General features: G+C 67.9%; 25 protein-coding genes and 1 tRNA gene. 13 read left to right on the top strand and 13 right to left on the bottom strand.

Going from position 1 to position 24229, the window contains the following annotated elements; translation table 11 throughout:
- From P3W97_RS09600 to P3W97_RS09585, 4 genes are all read right to left on the bottom strand, one after another.
- The coding region (locus tag P3W97_RS09600) for a RelA/SpoT family protein (RefSeq protein ID WP_300846185.1) at window positions 1–1299 on the bottom strand (1299 nt) is incomplete at its 3' end.
- A gap of 79 nt (window positions 1300–1378) precedes the next feature.
- Window positions 1379–1582, bottom strand: coding sequence for a DNA-directed RNA polymerase subunit omega (rpoZ, locus tag P3W97_RS09595; RefSeq protein WP_300846183.1), 204 nt, complete (start codon window positions 1580–1582; stop codon window positions 1379–1381).
- A gap of 27 nt (window positions 1583–1609) precedes the next feature.
- Window positions 1610–2230: a guanylate kinase gene (gmk, locus tag P3W97_RS09590; protein WP_300846182.1), complete on the bottom strand. Its 621-nt coding sequence runs from the start codon at window positions 2228–2230 to the stop codon at window positions 1610–1612.
- A 5-nt stretch (window positions 2231–2235) separates the two neighbouring features.
- The gene (locus tag P3W97_RS09585; RefSeq protein ID WP_300846181.1) at window positions 2236–3141 is read right to left on the bottom strand and encodes a YicC/YloC family endoribonuclease; all 906 of its coding nucleotides are present in this window, start codon (window positions 3139–3141) and stop codon (window positions 2236–2238) included.
- 71 nt (window positions 3142–3212) lie between these two features.
- On the opposite strand from P3W97_RS09585, the gene P3W97_RS09580 reads away from it, so the two are divergent.
- The 6 genes from P3W97_RS09580 to P3W97_RS09555 all read left to right on the top strand — a co-directional run bounded on the left by P3W97_RS09580 (window position 3213) and on the right by P3W97_RS09555 (window position 10294).
- Window positions 3213–4277, top strand: a complete 1065-nt coding sequence (locus P3W97_RS09580; RefSeq protein WP_300846179.1) for a serine/threonine-protein kinase — start codon at window positions 3213–3215, stop codon at window positions 4275–4277.
- Window positions 4274–5038 carry a ribonuclease PH gene (gene rph, locus P3W97_RS09575; protein WP_300846177.1) on the top strand — a complete coding sequence of 255 codons (765 nt, stop codon included), beginning with the start codon at window positions 4274–4276 and terminating at the stop codon, window positions 5036–5038. Before P3W97_RS09580 ends, rph begins: the two co-directional genes overlap by 4 nt.
- Window positions 5039–5042: 4 nt before the next feature.
- Window positions 5043–5672: an RdgB/HAM1 family non-canonical purine NTP pyrophosphatase gene (rdgB, locus tag P3W97_RS09570; RefSeq protein ID WP_300846175.1), complete on the top strand. Its 630-nt coding sequence runs from the start codon at window positions 5043–5045 to the stop codon at window positions 5670–5672.
- Entirely contained in the window at window positions 5657–6901 is a 1245-nt protein-coding gene (gene hemW, locus P3W97_RS09565; protein ID WP_300846173.1) for a radical SAM family heme chaperone HemW, read from the top strand. Before rdgB ends, hemW begins: the two co-directional genes overlap by 16 nt.
- A 57-nt stretch (window positions 6902–6958) precedes the next feature.
- Window positions 6959–7654: a CBS domain-containing protein gene (locus P3W97_RS09560; protein ID WP_300846171.1), complete on the top strand. Its 696-nt coding sequence runs from the start codon at window positions 6959–6961 to the stop codon at window positions 7652–7654.
- 87 nt (window positions 7655–7741) lie between these two features.
- Window positions 7742–10294 (top strand): DUF349 domain-containing protein, encoded by a 2553-nt coding sequence (locus P3W97_RS09555; RefSeq protein ID WP_300846169.1) that lies wholly within the window; start codon window positions 7742–7744, stop codon window positions 10292–10294.
- Window positions 10295–10307: 13 nt separating this feature from the next.
- Here the strand turns inward: P3W97_RS09555 and P3W97_RS09550 are convergent, their stop codons facing one another.
- The 4 genes from P3W97_RS09550 to P3W97_RS09535 form a co-directional block, all read right to left on the bottom strand.
- Entirely contained in the window at window positions 10308–11180 is an 873-nt protein-coding gene (locus P3W97_RS09550) for a zinc-dependent peptidase (RefSeq protein WP_300846167.1), read from the bottom strand.
- Window positions 11181–11218: 38 nt separating this feature from the next.
- Window positions 11219–12037 (bottom strand): UDP-2,3-diacylglucosamine diphosphatase, encoded by an 819-nt coding sequence (locus tag P3W97_RS09545; RefSeq protein WP_300846165.1) that lies wholly within the window; start codon window positions 12035–12037, stop codon window positions 11219–11221.
- 33 nt (window positions 12038–12070) lie between these two features.
- Window positions 12071–12580, bottom strand: coding sequence for a peptidylprolyl isomerase (locus tag P3W97_RS09540; RefSeq protein WP_300846163.1), 510 nt, complete (start codon window positions 12578–12580; stop codon window positions 12071–12073).
- Window positions 12581–12787: 207 nt separating this feature from the next.
- Entirely contained in the window at window positions 12788–13351 is a 564-nt protein-coding gene (locus P3W97_RS09535) for a tetratricopeptide repeat protein (RefSeq protein WP_300846161.1), read from the bottom strand.
- A gap of 109 nt (window positions 13352–13460) precedes the next feature.
- On the opposite strand from P3W97_RS09535, the gene cysS reads away from it, so the two are divergent.
- From cysS to P3W97_RS09505, 6 genes are all read left to right on the top strand, one after another.
- Entirely contained in the window at window positions 13461–14837 is a 1377-nt protein-coding gene (cysS, locus tag P3W97_RS09530) for a cysteine--tRNA ligase (protein WP_300846159.1), read from the top strand.
- Window positions 14834–15523, top strand: coding sequence for a DNA-3-methyladenine glycosylase 2 family protein (locus P3W97_RS09525; RefSeq protein WP_300846158.1), 690 nt, complete (start codon window positions 14834–14836; stop codon window positions 15521–15523). Before cysS ends, P3W97_RS09525 begins: the two co-directional genes overlap by 4 nt.
- 73 nt (window positions 15524–15596) lie before the next feature.
- A complete protein-coding gene (locus tag P3W97_RS09520) occupies window positions 15597–16574 on the top strand; it encodes an acetyl-CoA carboxylase carboxyltransferase subunit alpha (RefSeq protein ID WP_300846156.1) in 978 nt (325 codons plus the stop codon).
- Between the two features lie 16 nt (window positions 16575–16590).
- Window positions 16591–17616: a tRNA lysidine(34) synthetase TilS gene (gene tilS, locus P3W97_RS09515; protein WP_300846154.1), complete on the top strand. Its 1026-nt coding sequence runs from the start codon at window positions 16591–16593 to the stop codon at window positions 17614–17616.
- Window positions 17617–17699: 83 nt separating this feature from the next.
- Window positions 17700–18983 (top strand): aspartate kinase, encoded by a 1284-nt coding sequence (locus P3W97_RS09510; RefSeq protein WP_300846152.1) that lies wholly within the window; start codon window positions 17700–17702, stop codon window positions 18981–18983.
- A gap of 56 nt (window positions 18984–19039) precedes the next feature.
- Window positions 19040–19132 (top strand) — tRNA-Ser (locus P3W97_RS09505).
- A gap of 11 nt (window positions 19133–19143) precedes the next feature.
- Here the strand turns inward: P3W97_RS09505 and P3W97_RS09500 are convergent.
- On the bottom strand, window positions 19144–20748 hold the full coding sequence (locus tag P3W97_RS09500; RefSeq protein ID WP_300846151.1) for a DNA recombination protein RmuC: 1605 nt from the start codon (window positions 20746–20748) through the stop codon (window positions 19144–19146).
- 145 nt (window positions 20749–20893) lie between these two features.
- Here P3W97_RS09500 and P3W97_RS09495 point away from each other — a divergent pair, with 145 nt between their 5' ends.
- On the top strand, window positions 20894–21928 hold the full coding sequence (locus P3W97_RS09495; protein ID WP_300846150.1) for an asparaginase: 1035 nt from the start codon (window positions 20894–20896) through the stop codon (window positions 21926–21928).
- Between the two features lie 25 nt (window positions 21929–21953).
- Here the strand turns inward: P3W97_RS09495 and adk are convergent, their stop codons facing one another.
- The 4 genes from adk to P3W97_RS09475 all read right to left on the bottom strand — a co-directional run.
- Window positions 21954–22610: an adenylate kinase gene (gene adk / locus P3W97_RS09490; RefSeq protein WP_300846148.1), complete on the bottom strand. Its 657-nt coding sequence runs from the start codon at window positions 22608–22610 to the stop codon at window positions 21954–21956.
- A gap of 148 nt (window positions 22611–22758) precedes the next feature.
- A complete protein-coding gene (gene kdsB / locus P3W97_RS09485; RefSeq protein ID WP_300846146.1) occupies window positions 22759–23544 on the bottom strand; it encodes a 3-deoxy-manno-octulosonate cytidylyltransferase in 786 nt (261 codons plus the stop codon).
- 13 nt (window positions 23545–23557) lie between these two features.
- On the bottom strand, window positions 23558–23767 hold the full coding sequence (locus P3W97_RS09480) for a Trm112 family protein (protein WP_300846145.1): 210 nt from the start codon (window positions 23765–23767) through the stop codon (window positions 23558–23560).
- An 8-nt stretch (window positions 23768–23775) separates the two neighbouring features.
- A partial coding sequence (locus P3W97_RS09475) for a tetraacyldisaccharide 4'-kinase (RefSeq protein ID WP_300846143.1) occupies window positions 23776–24229 on the bottom strand: 454 nt, incomplete at its 5' end.

Raw genomic sequence — 24229 nt, 5'->3', positions numbered from 1 at the left:
ATCCACCACCGTGGCGCTGCGCGGCAGCGCCATGATCTTGTTTTTTGGGGTGAACACATAGACCGAGTCGGGAAACAGGTCGATGCGCACATGGTCCCAGAATTCGCGGGAGTCCTTGGTCTCCTGTTGGATGTCCAGCAGCGACTGCAGCCACTGCACATTGAGGGCCTGTGCCGAGGCCTCTGCCGCCATGTCCCCTGCCTTGTACAGCCAGTGCGCGGCGATGCCAGATTCGGCGACCACATCCATGTTGGCGGTGCGCAACTGAAACTCGATGGCCGTGCCAAATGGCCCGACCAGCGTGGTGTGCAGCGACTGGTAGCCGTTGACCTTGGGGATGGCGATGTAGTCGCGGAATTTGCCTGGAAGCGGCTTGTAGAGCTGGTGCAACACCCCCATGGCGGTGTAACAGTCCAGCACCTGCGGCACGATGATGCGAAAGCCGTAGATGTCGGTCACTTGCGCGAACGACAGATGCTTGGCGTCCATCTTGCGGTAGATGGAGTAGAGCGTTTTTTCCCGTCCGCTGATACGCACCTCCAGCCCGCTGTGCGCGAATGCCGCCTCGACTTCGCCTTGCACACGGGCGATCAGATCGCGTCGCCGCGCGCGCGAGCGCGCCAACGCCTTCGAGAGCGCTTGATAGCGCCAGGGGTGCAGGTGGCGAAAGGCCAGATCCTGTAGCTCGCGGTAGAAATTGTTGAGCCCCAGTCGGTGGGCGATGGGCGCGTAGATGTCCAGCGTCTCGCGCGCGATGCGTCCCCATTTGTGGCGCGGCATGTCACCCATGGTGCGCATGTTGTGCAGCCGATCCCCGAGTTTGATCAGGATCACCCGCACATCGCGCGCCATGGCCAGCAGCATCTTGCGGAAGGACTCGGCCTGACCCTGCTCGCGGCTGTCGAACTCCAGCTTGTCCAGCTTGGTCAGCCCATCCACCAGATCCGCTACGGCGGGGCCGAAGCGCTGGGTCAGCTCGGCCTTGGTGACGCCGCAGTCCTCCAGCACGTCGTGCAGCAAGGCAGCGCACAGGGCCTGGGCGTCCAGCTTCCATTCGGTGCAGATTTGCGCCACTGCGATGGGGTGGGTGATGTAGGGATCGCCGTTTTTGCGCATCTGACCCAGGTGGGCCTGATCCGCGAAGCGATAGGCCTGCCGGACCAGATCGATTTCGGCGGCGTTCAGATAGTCCAGGCGCGACTCGAGGGCGGCAAAACTGGCCGCCGCCGCGCTGGCTGCCGCTTGGGGAGGCGGGGCAGGCGGCCGGGTGCCAAAGGCGGTAGCCTCGGCGGGACTCACAGCGTCAACTCTCACCCCAGTAATGTAAACAAAAAAGGCGCCTGGGGTGGGCGCCTTGCGGGATCACTGGAATCGGCCTTCAGACGGGAACCTTGCGCAACATCTCCAGGCCAACGAGCCCGGCTGCCACTTCGCGCAGGGCGGTCACGGCGGGTTTGTTGCGCGTCTCCAGCTTGGGGGCGTGGCCCTGGTTGAGCATGCGCGCGCGGTAGGTGGCCACCAGCACGAGTTGGAAGCGGTTGGGGATTTTTTCCAGGCAATCCTCGACGGTGATGCGTGCCATGAAAACCTCCGGCAAACGTTAAAAAAGCTATTGGATATTCAGCGCTTGAAACACTTCGGCGCGAACCCTGCGCTGGGCCGCGACCCGCAGGCGCTGCGAATGGGTAATCGTCTTGAGATCGAACAATGCCCGCTCAAAAATCTCATTGATTATAACGTAGTCGAAGGCATGGACATGCGCCATCTCCTCGGCGGCATTGCGCAGGCGCAGTTCGATGACGTCCTCGCTGTCCTCGCCGCGGCGCAGCAGTCGGTTGCGCAGTTCCTCCCAACTCGGCGGCAGGATGAAGATCAGCACCGCATTGGCAAACTGGCGTCGGATCTGCAGCGCCCCCTGGTAGTCGATTTCCAAAACAATGTCCGCGCCGGCCGCAATCTTGTCTTCGATGGCTTTGCGCGAGGTGCCATAGCGGTGGTTGTGTACCCGTGCCCACTCGACAAAGGCATTGGCGGCAACCATGCGGTCGAACTCCTCGTCGCTGACGAAGAAGTACTCGCGCCCGTGCAGCTCTTGCCCGCGTGGGGCGCGCGTGGTGTGGGAGACGGACAACTCCATGCGCGAGTCCATCTCCAGCAGCGCTTTGACGAGGCTGGACTTGCCCGTGCCGCTGGGGGCGGCCACGACGAACAGGTTGCCGGGGTATTCCATGGGGGTCATTCGAGGTTTTGGACCTGCTCGCGCATCTGCTCGATCAGCACTTTCATGTCTACCGACAGGCGCGTGAGCTCCAGACTGGCCGACTTGGCGCCCAGTGTGTTGGCCTCGCGGTGCAGTTCCTGAATCAGAAAGTCCAGCCGTTTGCCGACTTCGCCGCCGCGCTGCAGCAGCCGCTCGATTTCGCTTAAGTGTGACTGCAGTCGCGTCAACTCCTCGGCGACATCCACCCGGACGGCGAACGCCGCTGCTTCGACCAGCGCCCGCTCCTGCGCCGCAGCAGGATCTGCCGCAGTGGCCCCGAGGGCATCCTGGATGCGCTGCACAAAGCGCTCGCGCTGCTGCGCCACGATCTGGGGCACCAACGGCTCGGCCTGTGCTGCCAGCCCGCGCAGCTGGGCTACACGGTCTCGCAACATGCAAACCAGCCGAGCGCCCTCGCGCTCGCGCGCGGCGGTGAAATCGTCCAACACCCGCTCGGCCAGCGCCAGCAGCGGCTCTATCCAGTCGGTCGTCACCGGGGCGCCGCGTTGGGCGAGTTGCAGCACCTCGGCCACGGACAGGGCACGCGCCTGCGTCAGCCAGGCCTGCACCCGCTCCTGCGCACTGAGCAGGCGCTGCAGTTCGGCCACCGTCGGCACCCGCATGCCGCCATCGCCGCGCTGTTCGATCCAGACGCGCAACTCCACCTTGCCGCGTCGCACCCGCGCGCCGACGCGCTCGCGCAGAGCTGGCTCGGCCATCCGCAGGTCTTCGGGCAGGCGCAGCGACAGGTCCAGAAAGCGCCCATTGACGGCGCGGATTTCCAAACCCAGCACACTGGTGCCGGGCGCACGGTCGTCGCTGGCGGCTGCCCGAGGCAGGCATTGCCCCGTGGCGTAGCCGGTCATGCTGTACACTGGCATGGCCTTTAGCAGAGGGCGGTCCGGGGGGCGGCGCCGGCCGCTTGAGCACGAAAGTTGCGCATGCAAGGATTATGTCAAAGACCAAGCCCGCTCCTCTGCCGCCGGATACGGTGATCGGCGGCTACCGCATCGTGCGCCTGCTGGCGGCCGGCGGTTTTGGGCTGGTCTATCTGGCGCTGGACGCCAATGGGCGCGAAGTCGCCATCAAGGAGTATCTTCCCGCGTCGCTCGCGCTGCGCTCGCCCGGCGAGCGGTCGCCGGTCGTCGCCCCCGAAAAGCAGGCCCTCTTCCGGCGGGGTTTGCGCAATTTTTTCGAGGAAGGTCGGGCGCTGGCGCAAATCGCTCACCCCGCCGTGGTGGGCGTGCACGATTTTTTCCGCGAGAACGAGACCGTCTATATGGTCATGGACTACTTGCAGGGCGCGTCGCTGCAAGAGTTCATCTTGGCGGCGCGCAGCCGACAGGGCGACAAAGCGCTGAGCGAGGCAACGATCCGCTCGATCTTCGACGAGGTGCTGCGCGGGCTGCGCATCGTGCACCAGCACAAAATGCTGCATCTGGATATCAAGCCGGCTAACATCTTCATCACCGACGACGACCGCGCGGTGCTGATCGACTTTGGCGCGGCGCGCGAAGTGCTCAACCCCGAGGGCGGTTTCGCACGCCCCATGTATACCCCGGGCTTTGCCGCGCCAGAGATGTACCGTCGCGCCGAGATCGCTGGCTTGGGGCCGTGGACCGACATTTACGCCATCGGTGCGTGCATGTACGCTTGCATGCAGGGCTGTCCGCCTCACGACGTCCCCCAGCGACGCGACAAAGACCGACTGGATGGCGCGCTGGCACGCCTGCAGGGCAGCTATTCCGACCAGCTGCTCGATGTGGTGCGCTGGTGCATGGCGCTCGATCCGCTGTCGCGGCCGCAGTCGGTGTTCGCTTTGCAGCGCGCACTGGCCAGCGAAGCGCTGCCCGAACCTACGCCTGCGCGTTGGTGGGATCGTGTTCGTGCCCGCCTGGGCTGGGAGCCGGCCGGGGAGAGTCCGCACGGGCCAGTCAGCCTCCACGGCCAGCAGGCCAGCGGACACTCCTGTACCGGATTCCCAAGTGCCCGATATTCCTCAAGGACGAAACCATGACGCAAAACCCTACAGCGGGTGCTGTTGGCCACCGACGCCACGATGGCCGCGCCCCCGACCAATTGCGACCCGTGCGCATCACCCGGGGCTACACCGTCCATGCCGAAGGCTCGGTACTGATCGAGTTTGGCCTCACCCGCGTGCTGTGCACGGCCTCGGTGGAAGAGCGCGTGCCCCCGCACAAAAAAGGCAGCGGTGAGGGCTGGGTGACGGCCGAGTACGGCATGTTGCCCCGTGCCACCCACACCCGCAGCGACCGCGAGGCCGCGCGCGGCAAGCAAAGCGGCCGCACGCAGGAAATCCAGCGCCTCATTGGCCGCTCCTTGCGCGCGGTCTTCGATCTGAGCGCCTTGGGCGAGCGCACCATCACATTGGATTGTGATGTGCTGCAGGCCGATGGCGGCACCCGCACCGCGGCCATCACCGGCGCTTGGGTGGCGGCGCAGGACGCCGTGCATCAGCTGCTGGCCGAGGGCAAACTACAGCGCAACCCCATCTTGCACCCGGTGGCGGCCGTCTCGGTAGGTATCGTGAGCGGGGTGCCGGTGCTGGACCTGGATTACTTGGAGGACGCCGGCTGCGAGACCGACATGAACGTCGTCATGACCGGGGCGGGCCACTTTGTCGAGCTGCAGGGCACGGCTGAAGGAGAGCCTTTCAGCCGCGAGGATTTGCAGCAGCTGCTGACGCTGGCCGATGGCGGCATCCAGCAGCTGATCGCGATGCAGCGCGCCGCGCTGGCTGGCGCCGAGGTGCGGTGAAGTTATGGCGGATACAAACCCTCCGCGCCGTTTGGTGCTGGCCTCCAACAACCCGGGTAAATTGGCCGAATTGCAAGCGATGTTCGCGCCGCTCGGCCTGGAGCTGGTGACGCAGGGCAGCCTGGGCATCCCCGAGGCGCCAGAGCCGCACCGCACCTTCATCGAAAACGCGTTGGCCAAAGCCCGCCATGCGGCCGCTGCGAGCGGCTTGCCGGCTCTGGCCGACGACGCTGGGCTTTGTGTGGCGGCCTTTGGCGGCCGGCCGGGGGTGGACACGGCGCATTACTGCACGCAGTTCGGCTATCCCAAGAGCGATGCCAACAATGTGCGCGCCTTGCTCGAGCAGATGCGCGACATCGACGATCGCCGCGCCGCGATGGTCAGCACCCTGGTCGCAGTACGCAGCCCCGAGGACCCCGAGCCGCTGGTCGCCTCTGGCCGTGTCGAGGGCGTGATCACGCGCGAGCCAGTTGGCGAGGGCGGTTTCGGCTTCGACCCGGTGATGTTCATCCCCGCTTTTGGCTGCACCTTCGCCCAGCTGCCCACCGAGGTCAAGAACGCCCACAGCCACCGGGGCCGCGCGGCGCGCGCCATGCTGGCCCTGATGCAGGAGCGGAGATGGCCAGCGGGCTGAGCGGGCACGGCGTGGCCGCCGCCCGCGAGACGGCCGTGTTGTGGCAGCGTCCAGGCCAGGTCCGGCTGCAGGGCCTGCCCCCGCTGGCACTCTATGTGCATTTGCCGTGGTGCCTCAAAAAGTGTCCTTACTGCGACTTCAATTCGCACGAATGGGGAGCAGCCAGCGGCCAAACCGGCCCTTTGCCCCAGCAGGACTATGTGCGAGCCCTGCTGGCCGACCTGGAGGCCAGCTTGCCGCTCGTCTGGGGGCGTACGGTGGTCAGCGTCTTTATCGGTGGGGGCACACCCAGCCTGTTCGACCCGGAGGTGATCGGCCAGCTGTTGTCGGAGCTGCGCGCCCACCTGCCGCTGGAGCCCGGTGCCGAGATCACGCTGGAGGCCAATCCCGGCACTTTCGAGCGCGAGCGCTTTGCCGCTTTTCGCGACGCGGGGGTGACGCGCCTGAGCATTGGCGTGCAGAGTTTCGACGACCGCTTGCTGCGCGCGCTGGGGCGGGTGCATGATGCCGCCCAGGCGCACGCCGCGGTGGACGAAGCGGCGCGGCACTTCGATACTTTCAATCTGGATCTGATGTATGCGCTGCCCGGCCAGACACTTGCCGATCTGCAGCGGGACCTGGACGCTGCGCTGGCGCACCAGCCCCCACATCTGTCCATCTACCACCTGACCATCGAGCCCAACACCTGGTTCGCCAAGCATCCGCCGCCTGTGCCGGACGATGACGCGGCCTACACCATGCTCGACCGCATCGTCGAGCGCACGGCCGACGCCGGGTTGGTGCGCTATGAAGTCTCGGCCTATGCCCGCGCTGGTCACCGCTGTCGACATAATCTGAATTATTGGCAGTTCGGCGACTATCTGGGCATCGGAGCGGGCGCACACAGCAAGTTGAGTTTTGCCCAGCGCATCGTGCGCCAGGTGCGCTGGCGTGACCCGGCGCGCTATGTGCAGCAGGCGCTGGCGGGCACACCCGTGGCGCAGCAGCACGAGGTGGCAGTCCGCGACCTGCCATTCGAATTCATGCTCAATGCCCTGCGCCTGCGTGACGGTTTTGCGCTGCGGACCTTTAGCGAACGCACAGGCTTGCCGTCGACGGCGTTATCGGCGACCATTGAGCGCGCGCGCGAGCGCGGCTGGCTCGCCGTGGGAGACGACGGCTGGCTGGCGCCGACCGCGCATGGTTTCGACTGGTTGAGCGATCTGCAGGCGCTGTTCCTGCCCGACTGAGGCCCAGGCGTCGCGTCGCAGGGACACCGGTGTGTGGATGCGGACAGGAGGGTGTGCATGCTGGCCATCTATGGCACGTCGGGCCTGGTGTACCGCGGTCCGATCGAGGACCTGCGACGGGTGTTGCCCTCGTTGCGCGCCGGGCGCCTGCGAGCCCTGGCGGAGGAAACCGACCGCCCCGATTTTGCGGGCAGTGGCTATCGCGCCGTGGGCCGGCGCTCGGGCGACGAGCCCGCCAGCGACACCCCGCTGCCGCGGCCTGCAGCCGCTGCCGTCCAGGCCTATGGCCAGGTACAGCACCCCGCATCCCAGCGCCATCCGCTGGAGCGGGTGCAGGATGTCATGTCCCGCGAGGTGGTCACGGTCACCGAGGACATGAGCGTGGCGCAGGGCTGGCGGCGCCTGGCCGAGCGTGGCCTGGGCCAAGCCCCAGTGCTGGATGCGCAGGGCCGCTTGGTGGGCCTGCTCACCCGGGCCGAGTTGCTGCACATCGACCGCCTGCCCCGCCCAGAGGACAGCGCCCTGGTCTGGCGCGCCTTTTTGGCACAGCCTTTGTCCGATGTCATGGTCACCCCCATTCCCGCGGTCACCCCGGACACCCCGCTGCGACGGCTCGCACTGGCCCTGCTGCACACCGGCCTGCCGGGCCTGCCGGTGGTGGACGGCGAGGGCGCGTTGCTGGGGTTTGTGTCCCGCAGCGACTTGCTCAAGGCGGTCGTGCACGACCCTCCGCTGGATCTGTGGGCCGGGTAGGTGACAATAAGCGTTTGGCGGCGGCCGACCTGGCCGCCAGATCTCATCCCCGACTTCCCTGAGCGGCCATCCCCCGCGCCCTGCACCGTGAACGCGTCCGCACCCCTTTCCGCGAAAACTTCTCTGACCGAACTCGACCAGCGCACCCGTGGCGCCTTCACGGCGCCGACTTCGGGCGAGCGTGCTGCGCGCCTGCGCGAATGGCTGGCCACAGACCCGCCGGCCGACGATGTGGCCGAGGTCTATCGCGAGCTGGCCACGCGCGACAAAGGGGCTGCCAAACTGGTCAAGGAACGGTTGGAGGAACTTCGCCGCGCCCGCGCCCAGGAGTCCCTGGCTGCCGAGTGGGCCGCCCGGGCCGAAGCGCTGTTGGACGCCCCGCGGCTGAATCTGGCCGACGCCATGGCCTGGCAACGCGATGCCGCCAAGGCCGGGGCCCCGCTGTCGCGCGAGCCGCTGGCTGGCCTGCGTCAACGCCTGGCCGAGCGCATGAAAGCCATCGAGGACCTGCAAACCCGCGTGCAGGTCGAGCGTGAGGCCGCTGGTCTGCTGGTGCAGCGCATCGACCTGCTGTCCACCAAACCGCTTGCCGAGGCGCAAGCGGCACGCGACGGCTTGGCACAAGATGTGAACGACTGGCACGAACGTCAGCAGGGGCTGGCCACCGCCGCAGGCTGGGCCGACCTCGACCCCCGCTACCCGAACCAGCTCGAGGCCGCACGCCAGCAGCTCGATGCGGTCTGGCAGGCGTTCGAGGCGGCGCTCGCCCAGGCCGCCGCCGCGGCCGATGATCCCCAGGCGCCCCTGCCTGGGGTGCCCGTGTGGGCCGACGAAATCCGTGCCCAGCGCGGCGAGCCGCTGGCCGCCGAGGCCGAGTCGGCCGCTCCCGTGCCCAAGGCGGTGCAGGCGCTGGCCCAGGCCGCGCTGCTGCCGGCGATCGAAGCGCTGGAGCGCGAGCTGGCCGCCGGCCACACCAAGGCCATGAGCCGCTACGCCGGCGAGCTGCGCCATGCGCACAAAGTGCACGGCCGCCACGCAGGGCCGGAGCTCGAGGCCCGGGCGCTCGCGGCGCTGGCCAAGGCCAAGGAGCTGGAGGACTGGCAGCGCTGGCGCGCCGACCAGTTGCGCGAAGGGCTGCTGGCCCAGGCCATAGCCCTGACCCAAGGGCCCGAGGGGCAACGGCCCATCGGCCGCAAGCTGCAGGAGGCCATCCGCCAGTTGCGCGAGCAATGGAAGCAGACCGACCAAGGGGGCACCTCCAACCAGGCGCTGTGGAAGCGCTTCGACGAGGCGTGCAACCAAGCCTATCATGCAGTCGAAGCCTGGCGGCGTGAAATCAAGGCCCAGCATGAGGCGGCGCGACAGGCCCGCCTGGCGCTGATCGACGAGGTGCGCGCCTGGACCACAGCCCATGGCACCAGCGAGGACTGGAAGGCCCAGCTGCGCGATCTGCACGCTTTTGCCGAGCGTTGGCGCCAAGGGGGCCATGTCAGCGAAAAGATTTTTGCAGAGCTGCAGCCGCTGTGGAAGGCCGCGATGGCCGCCGCTCACGAACGGTTGGAGGCCGCGCAGGCCGACAGCACCGCGCGTCGCCAGGCGTTGATTGCCGAGGCCCAGGCGCTGGCGGCCGAGCCGCGCCTGCGCTTGGATGCCGTCAAAGACCTGCAACAGCGCTGGCAGCTCGAGGCGCACCGGGTGCCACTGGATCGTCGCCGGGAGCAAAAGCTGTGGGAGGCATTCCGCCAGCCCATCGACGAGGCCTTCGCGCGCAAGAGCGCCGAGCGGGAGAAGACCCAGGCCGACACCAGCCGGCTCGACGCCGCAGTGCTGGAGGCTGCGCGCGCCCTGGAAGCCGCCTGCGCCGCCGACGACGCCCAGCAGATCCGCGCAGCGATGGCCGCTCTGCGGGCCGCCGCGCAGGCGCAGGGCGCAACGGTGGACGAGGCCGCTGCGGCCCCGGTTGCGAGCGCAGCCGAAACACCGACCGAAGCAGCGGCCGACGCCTCCCGCGATGCACCCACGCCAGCGGCGCCGCGTGCCGTCGTGGCCCGCCGGGGCGATGATCGGCCGGGAGTGGTCCCGGCCAGCGCAGCAGCTGCAGCGCGCTCGGGGCCTGCCAAACCGGCTTTGCGCGCCCGACCGGAGCGTCCCCCCCGTGCCGACGCCCCCCCGCGTCCACGACTGGGGGATGCTGCCTTCCGCGCCCAGCGGCAAGCTTTGGAGCGCGCCGAGGCCAAGCTGCGCCAGTTGGCGGCGCGCGCCCACGGCGAGGCCCTGACCGAGCTGCTGGCGGCGTGGTCCGCGCGCGATGCGGCGCGCCTGCCGCCCGCGCAGCAGCTGGGCGGCCGCCAGGCTGCGGCGGCGCGCCCTGCGTGGGCTCAGGCGCTAGGGCGGGCTGCCGCCCCCGCCGCCGAAGCTGCCGAGCCCTTGCTGCGGCTGGAGATTGCGGCCGATGTGCCCACGCCCGCCGACCAGGTCGATGCCCGTCGCCAGTTGCAGCTACGGCTGCTCACGCGCCGGCACGAACCCGGGCCTGCCGAGACTTGGGCGCAGGATGTGGCGCGCGTGCTGGCCACGGCCCACGATGCGGTGCATGAGCGGCGGCTGCAAGCAGTGCTAAAGGTGCTGCTGCGGCGCTGATCGTCCCGCGCAGTCAAGGGGTGTTGCCAGACGCTGTAGGCCGGGCAAAAAAAGCGTCCAGCAGCGCGACCCACTCGGCATGGGCCTCGGCCAGCCGCTCGCGGTCTACGCAATAGGCCTCGCAGGTCACGGCAAAAAACTCCGCAGGGGATTCAGCGCCGTAGGCATCAAGCCACGGTGGCGGGGCGCCAAACCGCTCGTGCAAGGCCACCCGCTGGCGGTGTGTGGCATGCGCCTCGCTCAGAACGGTGTGCCAACGCTGCCGTGCAGCCGCAGCCGACAGCCCCAGAAAGCCGGCAGGCAGCAGCGGGCAGCCGTCGGCCGGCTGGCCCAACGGTTTTCCGTGCAGGTCGATGGCATGAGCAAACTCGTGGATCACCAGGTTGTGCCCGATGCCCGCTGCGCCGGGCGCTGCGCCCAGCACACGCGGCCACGCCAGCACGATCGGACCGCCCTGCATGGCCTCACCGGCCAGCGTTTCATCGTACTCGTGCACGACGCCCGCTGCATCGTGGGTGCGGCGCGGCGCGATCATCTCGTCGGGATGCAGAACGATCCCCACGAAGTCGTCGTACCACGCCAGCGCGGTCAGCCCACGATGCCTGAGGGGCAGACAGGCCTGTGCTGCGACCAACAGCGCCATGCGGTCGTCCACCACCAGGCCATGCGCCCCGCTGAACACCTTGCGCGCCAAAAAGGCCGCGCACAGGTCGCGCAATCGAGTCAGTTCGCCTGTATCCAAGGCATGCAAACAGGGCAAATCGGCCACGACCCGCGCCCACAGCCGGTCCGGGATGGCCCGGCCGTCGCCCCGGCGTGCCCGCCAGCGCCGGTGCCAATGTTTCAGCCAGTGCGTCACCTTTCGCAGCCAGCGGGGTCCCCCCATGGGCGGCTCGGGAGGTCGTGAAGACGACACCCGGGTGTTCATACCAGGGCCGGGCAGGGCAAGGGGCGCACCTGCCAGCCCCCCTGCCGGTCAAGGTTGAGCACCTGCAGCCGCGGGGGCTGCGCGTCGGCGTCCCAGTCGCTCAACACCACACGATGGCCCTTGGCGCCCAGGCGGTGCACGCCGGGCCGGTGTGTGTGGCCGTGGACCAGGCCCGCAGCGCCCGCGGCCGCCACGGCGCGCGCGGCTGTATCCGCATCCACGTCGGCCGGCGCCACGCCAGCCTGACGCTGCGCCGCTTGGTGCTGTTGGCTGCGCTGGCGCAGGGCACGCGCCTGCGCCAGTCGGTCGGCCAGCGGCTGCGCCAAAAAGGCCGTTTGCCAAGCCGCCCCACGCACCTGCGCGCGAAACGCCTGGTAGTCCCGATCGGCCACGCACCAAGCATCGCCGTGGCTGAGCAGCCACCGGCGCGCATCGAAGGCAAGCACGGCTGGATCGGCCAGCAGTCGCGCCCCGCTGGCGGCGACAAAATCCTGGCCGAGCAAAAAGTCGCGGTTACCGTGCATCACGAATACCGGACGCCGGCGGGCCAATGCGGCCAGCGATTCAACGGCGTGCTGCATGAACGCGATTTCGGGGTCGATCGCCGGATCGGCGGTCAAGACATCGTCGCCAACCCAGATCTCGAACAGGTCGCCGAGGATGCACAGCGCATCGAAAGGAGCTGCCGCCAAATAGGCGTGCCATGCGGCGGCCGTGGCGGGGTCCTGCGCGTGCAGGTGAATGTCCGAGACGCAATCGACGCGCTGCAATGATGGCAGCGCGTCGATGTGGTCAAGCAGGGCCAAGCCGCTCATGCGCTCATGGGGCGGGGCCAGATGCGGCGGGTGTCAGGGCGTGACAACGACTGCCTTGGTGATGACCACGTCCTGCACCGGCACGTCGTCGTGAAAGCCGCGGCGGCCAGTGGCCACCTTGCGGATGGCGTCCACCACCTCGGTGCCTTTGACGACGCGGCCAAACACCGCGTAGCCCCAGCCTTGGGGCGTGGGAGCGGTGTGGTTGAGGAAACCGTTGTCCGCCACATTGATGAAAAACTGCGCCGTGGCCGAGTGCGGCGCCTGGGTGCGCGCCATGGCGATGGTGTAGCGGTCGTTCTTCAGGCCGTTGGCGGCTTCGTTTTCGATCGCGGCACGCGTGGGTTTTTGCTTCATGCCAGGCTCGAAACCGCCCCCCTGAATCATGAAGCCGTCGATGACGCGGTGAAAAATCGTGCCGTCGTAGTGGCCGTCGCGCACATACGCCAGAAAGTTCTCGACCGACTTGGGCGCCTTGGCGGCGTCGAGTTCGAGGGTGATGACGCCATGGCCGGCGATGTGGAGTTCGACTTGGGGATTCACGGAACGGGCTCCAGTGGGTGCGGGTCGGGGACCTGCCGCAGAAGGGGAAACGGACGTTTGGGAAGGCTGAGACGGCTGGGCGTGGGCGGCGGACCAGCCGAGCAGGGCGCCGCCCGCCAACAGGCCGAGGGCGGCCCGGCGGTGCGCAGAAAAGGTTCGAATCATCATGGCAAGTGAGAGGCGCGTGCGCAGCAGAGGTTCGACGGTTCAACGCGGGGGTGCGGCCCCCAGCAGCTCGCGCAGCGCGCGCAAGCGCTCGGCCAGCCCCGGGCTGTCGGGCTGCAGGGTCAGGGCGCGCTGCCAATGGCCGAGCGCCAAGTGGGCATAGACGTCGCCCAAGTTGCGGTGGGCGGTGGCGTAGTCGGGGTTGAAGCGGATGGCCGACTCCAGCGCGGCGCGCGCCTCGGGCAGACGTCCCTGGGCGGCCTGCAGCACGGCCAGATTGTTGTACGGCTCGGGCAGCTCCGGGTAGGCTTGGGTCAGGCTTTCGTAAATTTGTCGCGCCCCCTCGGTGTCGCCCCGGTTGGTCAGCACCACCCCCAACAGCAGGCGCGCCTGTGGATCGGTGGGACGCTCCTGCAGCCATTGCTCCAGCCGCTGCTGCGCCAGCGCCAGCTCGCCGCTGGCGATTAGGCGCTGGGCATCGGCATAGGGGGCTGCCGGGATCACCGGCTGCGCCCTGGCAGCCTGCGGCAAACTGCCCAGCAGCAGCGCACCCAGGCACAGCGCCAGGCCAAGCCGGCGCGCGCGCGAGCAACGCAGACGCGTCACGGGGCAAAACACGGGGCAGAGGAGGTGAAACAGATCGGGCATCGGTGCACAATACGCGCCTTTCGGCCGATTGTAGCCCGGGGGCCGCACCCGCCGGGCACGCACCGTCATGACCCTGCGCATCTACAACTCGCTCACCCGGCGGCTCGATCCGCTGCAGCCCATCGAACCTGGCCACGTCCGCATGTACGTCTGTGGCATGACCGTGTACGACCTGTGCCACCTGGGCCATGCGCGCTCGATGGTGGCGTTCGACGTGGTGCAGCGCTGGCTCAAGGCCAGCGGCTTGCGCGTGACCTATGTGCGCAACATCACCGACATCGACGACAAGATCATCGCCCGCGCCCTGCAAAACGGCGAGACCATCCGCAGCCTGACCAACCGCATGATCGATGCGCTGCACGCCGATGCCGATGCCCTCGGCATCGAGCGGCCCACGTTCGAGCCGCGCGCCACCGAATTCGTGCCGCAGATGTTGGACCTGATCGGTCGCCTGGAGGCCAAGGGGCTGGCTTACCGCAGCGACAACGGGGACGTCAACTACGCGGTGCGCGCCTTTGCCGGGTATGGCAAGCTCTCGGGCAAAAGCCTGGACGAGCTGCGCGCGGGCGAGCGTGTCGCCATCGGCGATGGCAAGCGCGATCCGCTCGACTTTGTGCTGTGGAAGGCGGCCAAGCCCGAAGAGCCGGACGAGGCCAAGTGGGACAGCCCCTACGGGATGGGCCGCCCAGGCTGGCACATCGAATGCTCGGCCATGAGCTGCGAGATGCTGGGCGAGAGTTTCGACATCCACGGCGGCGGCGCGGATCTGCAGTTTCCGCACCACGAGAACGAAATCGCCCAGAGCGAAGGGGCGACGGGCCAGCCGCTGGCGCGGATTTGGATGCACAACGGCTTCGTGCGCGTGGACAACGAGAAGATGTCCAAGAGCCTAGGCAACTTCTTTACCATTCGCCAGGTGCTGCAAAAGTTCGATGCCGAGACGGTGCGCTTCTTCATCGTGCGGGCGCACTACCGCAGTCCACTCAACTACAGCGACCAGCACCTGGAGGATGCGCGCGCGGCACTCAAGCGGCTGTACACGGCCCTCGATGCGGTGCCACCTCGGCCGCTCGCGGGCATCGACTGGGGGCAGCCGCACGCGGCGCGCTTCAAGGCTGCGATGGACGAAGATTTTGGCACCCCAGAGGCGGTCGCCGTCTTGTTCGAGCTGGCGGCCGAAGTCAACCGCACGCGCGATGCGCAGCTCAGTGGCCTGCTGCGTGCGCTGGGCGCCACCCTGGGCCTGTTGCAGCAGGATCCCCAGGCGTTTTTGCGCGCTGGGGTGAGGCTGGACGAGGCTGCGATCGCCGCACGCATCGCTGAGCGGGCGGCGGCCAAGGCAGCGCGGGACTTCGCGGCCGCCGACCGCATCCGTGCCGAACTGGCTGCGCAGGGCATCGTGCTCAAAGACGGACCCGGCGGCACCACCTGGGAGCGGGCATGAGCGCAGTGCCGCGCGCCCGCGCCGTCGCTGGAGTGCCGCCGTTGGTGGCGCAGCCATCCGGGGGCGGCTTCGTGCCGGCGTTCTGGACGCAGGCCTGCGCCCATCTGGCCGGGCGCGATCGCGTCATGGCGCGGCTGATCCCGCAGTTTCCGGGCGCTTGCCTGCAGTCGCGTGGGGACGCCTTCACCACCTTGGCACGCAGCGTGGTGGGGCAGCAGATCTCGGTCAAGGCGGCCCAGGCGGTCTGGGAGCGACTGGAGGCGTGCCTGGGGGGCTGCACGGCGGCGGCCGTTTTGGCTCGCGCACCCGAGGAGCTGCGCGCCACGGGCCTGAGCGCGCGCAAGGTGGAGTACCTGCTCGACCTGGCACGGCACTTCGAGGACGGTCGTATCGACCCTGCCGCCTGGCAAGCCATGGACGATGAGGCCATCATCCGCGACCTGATGGCGATTCGTGGCATCGGTCGCTGGACGGCCGAGATGTTTCTGATTTTTCACCTGATGCGTCCGGACGTGCTGCCGTTGGATGACGTGGGATTGCTGCGCGGCATCAGCCAGTGCTACTTTTCTGGTGAGCCGGTCAGCCGCAGCGATGCGCGCGAGGTCGCCGCCGCCTGGGCACCGTACCGCAGTGTGGCGACTTGGTATATTTGGCGCTCGCTGGATCCGGTGCCGGTGGCGTACTGAACCCCGCTGCGGGTATGCGCATGTCGCACACCCACCGGCGGCACGAGGGCCCGAACGCCCGTGGAGTGACACCTTGGCCAAACGCAACTTTCTGGATTTCGAGCAGCCGATCGCGGAACTCGAAGCCAAGATCGAAGAGCTGCGCTATGTGCAGACCGAGTCCGCCGTCGACATCTCCGAAGAGATCGACCGCCTGAGCAAAAAGAGCCTGCAGCTCACCAAGGACATCTACAGCAAGCTCACGCCGTGGCAGGTCACCAAGATTGCGCGCCACAGCGACCGGCCCTACACCCTGGACTATGTGCGCGCCATCTTCACGCACTGGACCGAGCTGCACGGCGATCGCCACTTTGCCGATGACCAGAGCATCGTCGGCGGGCTGGCGCGCTTCAACGGCCAGCCGTGTGTCGTGATCGGTCATCAAAAGGGGCGCGACACCAAAGAGCGCGCGCTACGCAATTTCGGCATGACCAAGCCGGAGGGCTACCGCAAAGCACTGCGTCTGATGAAGCTGGCCGAGAAGTTCCGCCTGCCGGTGTTCACTTTCGTGGATACGCCGGGCGCCTATCCCGGCATCGACGCCGAGGAGCGCAACCAGTCCGAGGCGATCGGGCGCAACATCTTCGAGATGGCGCAGCTGGAGGTGCCGATCGTCAGCACCATCATCGGCGAGGGCGGCTCCGGCGGTGCGTTGGCGATTGCCGTGGCCGACCAGGTGCTGATGCTGCAGTACGCCGTGTATTCGGTGATCAGCCCCGAGGGCTGCGCCTCGATTTTGTGGAAAACCGCCGACAAAGCGCCTGACGCCGCCGAGGCGCTGGGCATCACCGCGCACCGGCTCAAGGCATTGGGCCTGGTGGACAAAATCGTCAACGAGCCGGTGGGCGGCGCGCACCGCGACCCGCAGCAGATGGCCGTGCTGCTCAAACGGGCGCTGGCCGAGTCGCTGCGGCAGGTGGTGGATCTGGAGCCGGCCGAGCTGATCGAGCGCCGCCATGCCCGACTCAATGCCTACGGGCGCTTCAACGACACCAAGGCCAGCCAAGGCTGAGCCTGCGCCGCGCCGCGTGGTCCCCACGGCTGACCCGGCCGTACTGGCCGCACTCGACGCGTGGTGGCAGCGCCACGCTGCTGCCTTGCCTTCTGGGGCCGGGCTTGCCGTGGCTTTCAGCGGAGGGGCGGATTCCACCGCGCTGCTGTTGGCGGCGGCCGCGCGCTGGCCTGGGCAGGTGCATGCCTTGCATGTGCACCACGGCTTGCAGGCGGCGGCGGACGCCTTCGAAGCGCATGCGGCGGCCACGGCTGCCCGCTGGGGCGTGCCGTTTGCCCCCCTGCGTGTCGATGCCCGGCCTGCACCTGGGGACAGCCCCGAAGATGCCGCGCGCCGCGCCCGCTACCGTGCCCTGGCCGATGCGGCCCGTGCTCGGGGTTTGGGCGTCGTTTTGCTGGGGCACCATGCGCAGGACCAGGCCGAAACCTTGCTCCTGGCCCTGACCCGCGGGGCGGGTTTGCCCGGATTGGCCGGCATGCCCGAGCGGCGCTGCATCCACGGGGTATGGTTTGGCCGGCCGTTGTTGGCGCTGGACGGCGAGGCGCTGCGGCGCTGGTTGGTCGGACAGGGCATTGCCTGGGTCGACGACCCGACCAACACCGATCCCGCCTATACCCGCAACCGCATCCGGCTGCAGGTCATCCCCGCGCTGGCGCGGGCGTTCCCGACCTATGCTGCGACCCTGGCACGCAGTGCGCGCCACGCCGCGACCGCCCAGCGCCTGCTGGAGGAGTTGGCGGCGGACGATCTGGCGCGGCTTGGCGACCCGCCCGCGCTGGCTGGGCTGCGCGCCTTGTCGCCGGAGCGCGCCATCAATGCGCTGCGCCACTGGCTGCGCCAGCGCCACGGTGCCAGCGGAACCGAGGCCCAATGGCAAGAGGTGGCTCGGCAGATCGCAGCGGCGCGCACGCGCGGTCATGCCATGCGGCTGCGGGTGGGGGCTGGCTACTTGTTGCGTGCCGGAGCGGTGCTCGACTATCGGTCCGACCCGTGCGCGCCGGCGGGGCAGGGGCCGGGGTACGCCGTGCCCCGGCCCTTATAATCCTCAGGTTTGCCCGGGGGTAGCCCGGGCGTCTGCGCCGGCTCCCGCCAGTCGAGGCCGGCCGTCACACCCGAAAAACCTCCATGGCATTGATCGTTCACAAGTACGGCGGCACCAGCATGGGCTCGACCGAGCGCATCCGCAACGTCGCCAAACGGGTTGCCAAATGGGTGCGCGCTGGCCACCAAATGGTCGTCGTGCCCAGCGCAATGAGCGGCGAGACCAACCGCTTGCTTGGTCTGGCCAAGGAAGTCGCCCCTGCCAAGCCTGGCGATGCCTACTACCGTGAGTTGGATCAACTTGCGGCCACGGGCGAGCAAGTCTCGGTCGGGTTGCTGGCCATCGCGCTGCAGGCCGAGGGGATCGAAGCCGTCTCCTACTGCGGCTGGCAGGTGCCCATCCGCACCAACAGCGCCTACACCAAGGCCCGTATCGAATCCATCGACGACCGGCGCATCCGTGCCGACCTCGACGCCGGGCGCGTGGTCATCATCACCGGCTTTCAGGGCGTGGACGCCGGCGGCAGTGTCACGACACTGGGGCGCGGCGGCTCGGATACCTCGGCGGTGGCCGTCGCGGCGGCGATCAAGGCAGACGAGTGCCTGATCTACACCGACGTGGACGGCGTGTACACCACCGATCCGCGCGTCGTACCCGAAGCCCGGCGCCTGGCGCGCATCAGCTTCGAAGAAATGCTGGAAATGGCCAGCATGGGCTCGAAGGTGCTGCAAATCCGCTCGGTGGAGTTCGCCGGCAAGTACCGGGTGCCCATCCGCGTGCTGTCCAGCTTCACCCCTTGGGACATCGACATCCACGAGGAGGCCCGCTCCGGCACCCTCATCACCTTGGAGGAAGACGCATCCATGGAACAAGCCGTCGTTTCCGGCATCGCGTTCAACCGCGACGAGGCCAAGGTCTCCGTGCTGGGCGTGCCCGACAAGCCTGGCATCGCCGCCCAGATCCTGGGCGCCGTGGCCGATGCCAATGTCGAGGTCGATGTCATCATCCAAAACGTCAGCAAGGACGGCAAGACCGACTTTAGCTTTACCGTCCACCGCAACGATCTGGCCCGCACGATCGATGTGCTCAAGGCGCAGGTGGTGCCGGCCCTCGGCGCGGCCGACGTGGTGGGCGACGCCCGTATCTGCAAAGTCAGCATCGTTGGTATCGGCATGCGCAGCCATGTGGGCGTGGCCAGCCGCATGTTTCGCTGCCTGGCGCAGGAGGGCATCAACATCCAAATGATCTCCACGTCCGAGATCAAGACCTCCGTCGTCATCGACGAGAAGTACATGGAACTGGCCGTGCGCGCCCTGCACCGCGAGTTCGACCTCGATCAGCCCGCCGACACCCTGCAGGGGGCTTGATTTTCGGGATTGTGGGCCGTCATTCCCCCAAACTTGGGGCATAATGTCGGTTCCTTGGAGTGATGACCGAGAGGCCGAAGGTGCTCCCCTGCTAAGGGAGTATGCGGTGTAGAGCCGCATCGAGGGTTCGAATCCCTCTCACTCCGCCATCGCCAGTCTGTCATGGCGCGGCTGTGCTTGGAGGGTGCTGCGTCACCCTCACATCGTCCACCGCTTCGTCGTCCAGCGCCAGCAGGTCGGTCGCATCCAGGCCCGTCGCGGCATCGGCCGGGAGTTCTTCCACCCCGCGCAAGCGGCGCTCAATAGCCCGCGTACGTATCCCGATGTCGCTGAATTTTTTGGCGGCATTGTCGATGGACTTGCGGGTGGCCTCGATGGTATCGCCGAACTTTCGGAACTCCGTCTTGACGCTGGCCAAGATATTCCAGACTTCGGACGAGCGCTTCTCGATGGCCAGAGTGCGAAAACCCAGGCGCAGGCTGTTGAGCATGGCAGCCAGCGTGGTCGGGCCAGCGATCACGACGCGGTGGTCGTTTTGCAGCGTTTCAACCATGCCGGGGATGCGACAAATCTCGGCAAAAAGTCCCTCGGTCGGGACGAACAGAATGGCAAAGTCCGTCGTCTTGGGCGGGGCGATGTATTTTTCACGGATTTTCTTGGCTTGCGCCCGGACGGCCGCTGCAAAGGCATTGCCCGCTTTGAGGACCAGCTCCTTGTCTCCGCTGTCGTGGGCGTCGAGCAGGCGCTGGTAGTCTTCCACGGGATACTTGGAGTCGATGGGCAGCCACACGGCTTCGTGGTCGTTTTTGCCCGGCATCTTGATGGCGTACTCGACCAGGTCCGCGCTGCCCTCGACCGTCTTGACATTGCGCTCGTATTGTTCGGCCGTCAGCAGGCTCTCGATGATGGCCCCAAGCTGGACCTCGCCCCAGGTGCCGCGTGTGCGGACATTGGTCATGACGCGTTTGAGATCGCCCACACTGCCAGCCAGCAGCTTCATCTCGCCCAGGCCGGCGTGAACCTGCTCGAGCCGCTCGCTGACCAGGCGGAAAGAGTCGCCGAGGCGCTGCTCCAGGGTCGCGTGCAACTTCTCATCGACCGTGCGCCGCATGGCTTCGAGCTTGGCGGTGTTGTCCGCCTGGATCGCTGCCAAGCGCTCGTTGAGGGCTTGGCGCAAATGCTCGGCGCTTTGCTGCCAGCCCTGGGTCATGGCTTGCAGTTGCTGCGCCACCGCTTCCTGCAGCGTGGCAAGCTGGCGATGCATGTGACTGCTCGTGGCTTCCAACAAATCTTTGAGGGCCGTCGCAGTGTCGGATTGCGCCTGCGCAAACTGCGTCGTCTGGGTCTGGGTGGCTTCGGCCAATCGCGAAAGCAGGGCATGCTGCAGCGAGTCGAATCGCTGCCCCATGGACGTATCAAAGCCCCCGATGCGCTGCTCCAAACGGGCTGCAAACTGTTGGAATGCCGCGGCCAGTTCATGGCGGCCGTGGCGCGACTCCTCCAGGGTCAGCGCCAGCTTTGCATCCAGGCTTTGGTGGGCGGTTTGGGCAAATTCGCGCAGTTGGGCTTCGAGCCGAGTCAGCCCTGCGTCGGTGCGAGCCCCGGTCTGTACCAGTGCCTGCAAGGCTTGTTCCATGATGCCAATGCGCACATCGAGATCGGCTGGGGTGTCGAAGCGGGGTCGGCGCAGCACCAGGACCAGCAACAAAGCGGCGTTGAGCAGGCCGAGGCCGAGTCCAGCGAGCATGAGGGTGTCGGGGGTCATCGGGATCTTCCTGTGTGGCGCTCGCCGCGTCGGGCAGCCGCCCAGGTGACGGGGCGGCCAGCGCGCGCCGGCGCTACGTTAGCATAGTGTGGGGTCGTTCCAAGATTTGTCATTTCTTTACAACGCAATCATGATGAGGGTGGCCATGACAGAGGACCGGGCGGCGCAGCCGGCGCGCATCCTGGTGGTGCTGGGCATGGGCGGCACGATCGCGGGTCGCGCCAGCCAGGCACAGGATGTGGTGGGGTATCAGGCCGGGGTCGTGCCGGTGGCCGACCTGCTGGAGGGGTTGGTGCCGCCCGAGGGCATGCGGCTGGAGGCCGAGCAGGTGGCCAACCTGGACAGCAAGGACATGACCCCCACCCACTGGCAGGCGCTCCTGGCCGCAGCGTGGCGGCATCTGCAGCGCCCTGAGGTGGCGGCCCTGATCATCACCCACGGCACGGACACACTGGAGGAAACCGCCTGGCTGCTGCATGCGGTGCTGCAACCTTGCCGTCCGGTGGTCCTGGTGGGGGCGATGCGGCCAGCGTCGGCGGCCACGCCCGATGGTCCGCAGAACCTGGCCGATGCCTTGACCCTGGCGGGGAACCCTGTTTTGCAGGCGGCAGGCGGGGTGTGGGTGACGCTCGCCGGGCGCGTATTCGATGCCCGCTCGGTGCGCAAGGTGCATCCGGCCCGGGCGGACGCGTTCGGCGCGGGCGATGGCGGCCCGGCGGCCTGGGTCGAGGCCGGGCGCGTGCGGTGGCTGGTACAGCCTGCTGCCGTTTCACCCCACGCCGATCAGGCGGCGCGTGTGCAGGCCGTGTTGACCGCGCAGCGCTGGCCGCGCGTGGAATGGATTACCAGCCACGGCGGCGCGGATGGCGCACTGGTGCGCGCCCTGCTGCGGCAGCGGCGTGCTGCACTGGCGGGAGAGGATGCCGATCCCCCTTTGGCCGGCCTGGTGGTGGCCGGCACGGGCAATGGATCGCTGCATGTCGAACTGGCCAGCGCCCTGGCCGATGCCGAGGATCAGGGAGTCGCCGTCTGGGTGACGACCCGCTGCCCCGAGGGCGAGGTGATCGCCGGCGCCGGCGGACGGGCGCTGCACCCGTTCGCGGTGACAGATCTGCCTCCTGCCAAGGCCCGGCTCGCGCTGTCTTTGCACCTGCTGTGGAAGCAGGCCGCCCTGGGCTGAAGCGCTGTGGGCCGGTCTGGCGCGTTCAGTCGGCCAACGCTGCGAAGACGCGCTGGGTAATCTCTTCCACCGAGCCCAGGCCGCTGATGGCGCGGTATTTGGGCGCATTGGCGGGGTCTTGCTGGGCCCAGCCGCTGTAGTAATCCACCAGTGGCCGGGTCTGGTCGGCATAGACCTCCAGGCGCTTACGCACGGTCTCTTCCTTGTCGTCGTCGCGCTGGATCAGCGGCTCGCCGGTGACATCGTCCACCCCTTCCACCTTGGGCGGGTTGAACTTGACGTGGTAGGTCCGGCCCGATGCCGGGTGAACGCGCCGGCCGCTCATGCGCTCGATGATGGCATCGAACGGCACATCGATTTCGAGTACATAGTCGATGCGCACCCCGGCTTGGCGCAAGGCCTGCGCCTGCGGGATGGTGCGCGGAAAACCGTCAAACAAAAACCCGTTGGCGCAATCGGGCTGGGCGATGCGGTCCTTGACCAAATCGATGATCAGGCTGTCGCTGACCAGGCCGCCGGCCTCCATGACCTTCTTGGCCTCAAGACCCAGCGGCGTGCCCGCCTTCACGGCCGCGCGCAACATGTCACCGGTCGAAATCTGCGGAATGCCGTACTTCTGGCAGATGAACGCGGCTTGCGTGCCTTTGCCAGCGCCCGGCGCGCCCAACAGAATCAGTCTCATGGGTTTCCTTTACTCGTCACGATCGTATCAGCGGGGCCGCTGCGCGGTGGGGTACCTTGCAGACTGGCGGCGGCTGGCGCTCAGCCAGCGCCAAAGAATAGCATGCACACCCCGACACAGCCTTACAGGCTGCGATACCGCTGGGGGTTCAGCCGCTCTGGCGTGCCCACAGGGTCCGAACGCGCGCCAGGTCCTCCGGGGTATCCACCCCGGGGCCGGGGGCGTGTTCGGTGATGGTGACGGCGATGCGCTCGCCGTGCCACAGCACGCGCAGCTGTTCCAGCGACTCGCAGTGCTCCAGGGGTGCGGCCTGCAACTGCGGAAAGCATCGCAGAAACCCGGCGCGGTATGCATACAGGCCGATGTGCCGCAGCGGTCGCGCCTCCGCAGGCCAGCTGAGGAGGTTCAATTCGCCATCGTGGCGCGGTGCGTCGCGCCACCAGGGCAGCGGCGCACGGCTGAAGTACAGCGCCGTTGCCCGCCGATCCAACACCACCTTGACGACATTCGGGTTGAACAGATCCGCCGCCGTGGTGATCGGGTGGGCGGCCGTCGCCATCGCGCAATCGGGGCGATCCTGCAGCACCTGGGCCACACCCCGCACCAGTGCGGGATCGATCAGCGGCTCGTCGCCCTGGACGTTGACCACCAGCGCGTCGTCGGGCAATCGCAGCCGCTGCACCGCTTCGGCCAGCCGGTCGCTGCCGCTGGGGTGGTCCGCGCGGGTTAGCAGGGCGGCAACGCCGGCGGCGGTGCAGGCCTCGACGATCGCCGCGTCGTCGGTGGCGACGGTACATGAGCACGCCCCACTGGCCAGGGCGCGCTGTGCCACCCGTACGACCATCGGGGCACCGCCGATGTCGGCCAGCGGCTTGTCGGGCAGGCGCGTGGAGGCGCGCCGCGCCGGAATCACGACGTGGAAATCGACGGGCATGGCGTCGGCAGCTTCAGGGAGCCACGGGGCGCGGCGGCGCCAGTCGGTCCAGCTCGGCTTCGTCCAGGGCGCGGGCCTCGTTTTCCAGCATGATGGGGATGCCGTCGCGGATCGGGTAGGCCAAGCGGGCCCCGCGCGAGATCAGCTCCTGAGTCTCGCGCGCATAGACCAGCGGACCCTTGGTCACGGGGCACACCAGCAATTCGATCAGCTTCGGATCCATGGCCAACATCATAGCGCGGCCGATCGTGGGCGCAGCCGTTGCAGGTGGCGATCGACCGCTGCAAACCAAGCCCGCTCGGGTGTGAGCTCCAGCGGCACGCGCCACAGCGAGGCTTGCCCGGGCAGGAACGCCTCGTGCAGGCCGTGCAGTTTGATCGCGTCCTTATCCGTGCACAGCCAGATTGGGGGGGTGCCGCGGGGCGTTGCAGCCTCGCGCAGCGCCGCGCCGATCTGGCTGGCCGGTGCGTGGTCCGGCAATGCCAGGGTGTACACAAGGTTGAGTCCCTGTTGGCGCAGCATGGCAAAAAATACCTCTGGCCGGGCGATGCCGGCCAAGGCCCCCACGGGTGTGCGCTGGGCCGCCCAGTCGCGCAGCGGATGGCGCTTGCCCCGGGCATCGATGGCCTCGGCTGCCAGGCTCCGGGACGCAGCAAACTCCGCATACGGATGGGGGCGGGGGGGG

Source organism: Tepidimonas sp. (genome assembly GCF_029335975.1).
Taxonomy (GTDB): domain Bacteria; phylum Pseudomonadota; class Gammaproteobacteria; order Burkholderiales; family Burkholderiaceae_C; genus Tepidimonas.
Note: the sequence above shows the minus strand (reverse complement) of the source record. Positions and strands in the feature narration are given on the sequence as shown.

Bases quoted from the DNA above. Each gene is read 5' to 3' on its own strand.
- rpoZ (WP_300846183.1), bottom strand. From the start codon at position 1,582: ATGGCACGCATCACCGTCGAGGATTGCCTGGAAAAAATCCCCAACCGC.
- gmk (WP_300846182.1), bottom strand. From the start codon at position 2,230: ATGGAATACCCCGGCAACCTGTTCGTCGTGGCCGCCCCCAGCGGCACG.
- P3W97_RS09585 (WP_300846181.1), bottom strand. From the start codon at position 3,141: ATGCCAGTGTACAGCATGACCGGCTACGCCACGGGGCAATGCCTGCCT.
- P3W97_RS09580 (WP_300846179.1), top strand. From the start codon at position 3,213: ATGTCAAAGACCAAGCCCGCTCCTCTGCCGCCGGATACGGTGATCGGC.
- rph (WP_300846177.1), top strand. From the start codon at position 4,274: ATGACGCAAAACCCTACAGCGGGTGCTGTTGGCCACCGACGCCACGAT.
- rdgB (WP_300846175.1), top strand. From the start codon at position 5,043: ATGGCGGATACAAACCCTCCGCGCCGTTTGGTGCTGGCCTCCAACAAC.
- hemW (WP_300846173.1), top strand. From the start codon at position 5,657: ATGGCCAGCGGGCTGAGCGGGCACGGCGTGGCCGCCGCCCGCGAGACG.
- P3W97_RS09560 (WP_300846171.1), top strand. From the start codon at position 6,959: ATGCTGGCCATCTATGGCACGTCGGGCCTGGTGTACCGCGGTCCGATC.
- P3W97_RS09550 (WP_300846167.1), bottom strand. From the start codon at position 11,180: ATGGGGGGACCCCGCTGGCTGCGAAAGGTGACGCACTGGCTGAAACAT.
- P3W97_RS09545 (WP_300846165.1), bottom strand. From the start codon at position 12,037: ATGAGCGGCTTGGCCCTGCTTGACCACATCGACGCGCTGCCATCATTG.
- cysS (WP_300846159.1), top strand. From the start codon at position 13,461: ATGACCCTGCGCATCTACAACTCGCTCACCCGGCGGCTCGATCCGCTG.
- P3W97_RS09525 (WP_300846158.1), top strand. From the start codon at position 14,834: ATGAGCGCAGTGCCGCGCGCCCGCGCCGTCGCTGGAGTGCCGCCGTTG.
- P3W97_RS09510 (WP_300846152.1), top strand. From the start codon at position 17,700: ATGGCATTGATCGTTCACAAGTACGGCGGCACCAGCATGGGCTCGACC.
- P3W97_RS09500 (WP_300846151.1), bottom strand. From the start codon at position 20,748: ATGACCCCCGACACCCTCATGCTCGCTGGACTCGGCCTCGGCCTGCTC.
- P3W97_RS09495 (WP_300846150.1), top strand. From the start codon at position 20,894: ATGACAGAGGACCGGGCGGCGCAGCCGGCGCGCATCCTGGTGGTGCTG.
- adk (WP_300846148.1), bottom strand. From the start codon at position 22,610: ATGAGACTGATTCTGTTGGGCGCGCCGGGCGCTGGCAAAGGCACGCAA.
- kdsB (WP_300846146.1), bottom strand. From the start codon at position 23,544: ATGCCCGTCGATTTCCACGTCGTGATTCCGGCGCGGCGCGCCTCCACG.
- P3W97_RS09480 (WP_300846145.1), bottom strand. From the start codon at position 23,767: ATGGATCCGAAGCTGATCGAATTGCTGGTGTGCCCCGTGACCAAGGGT.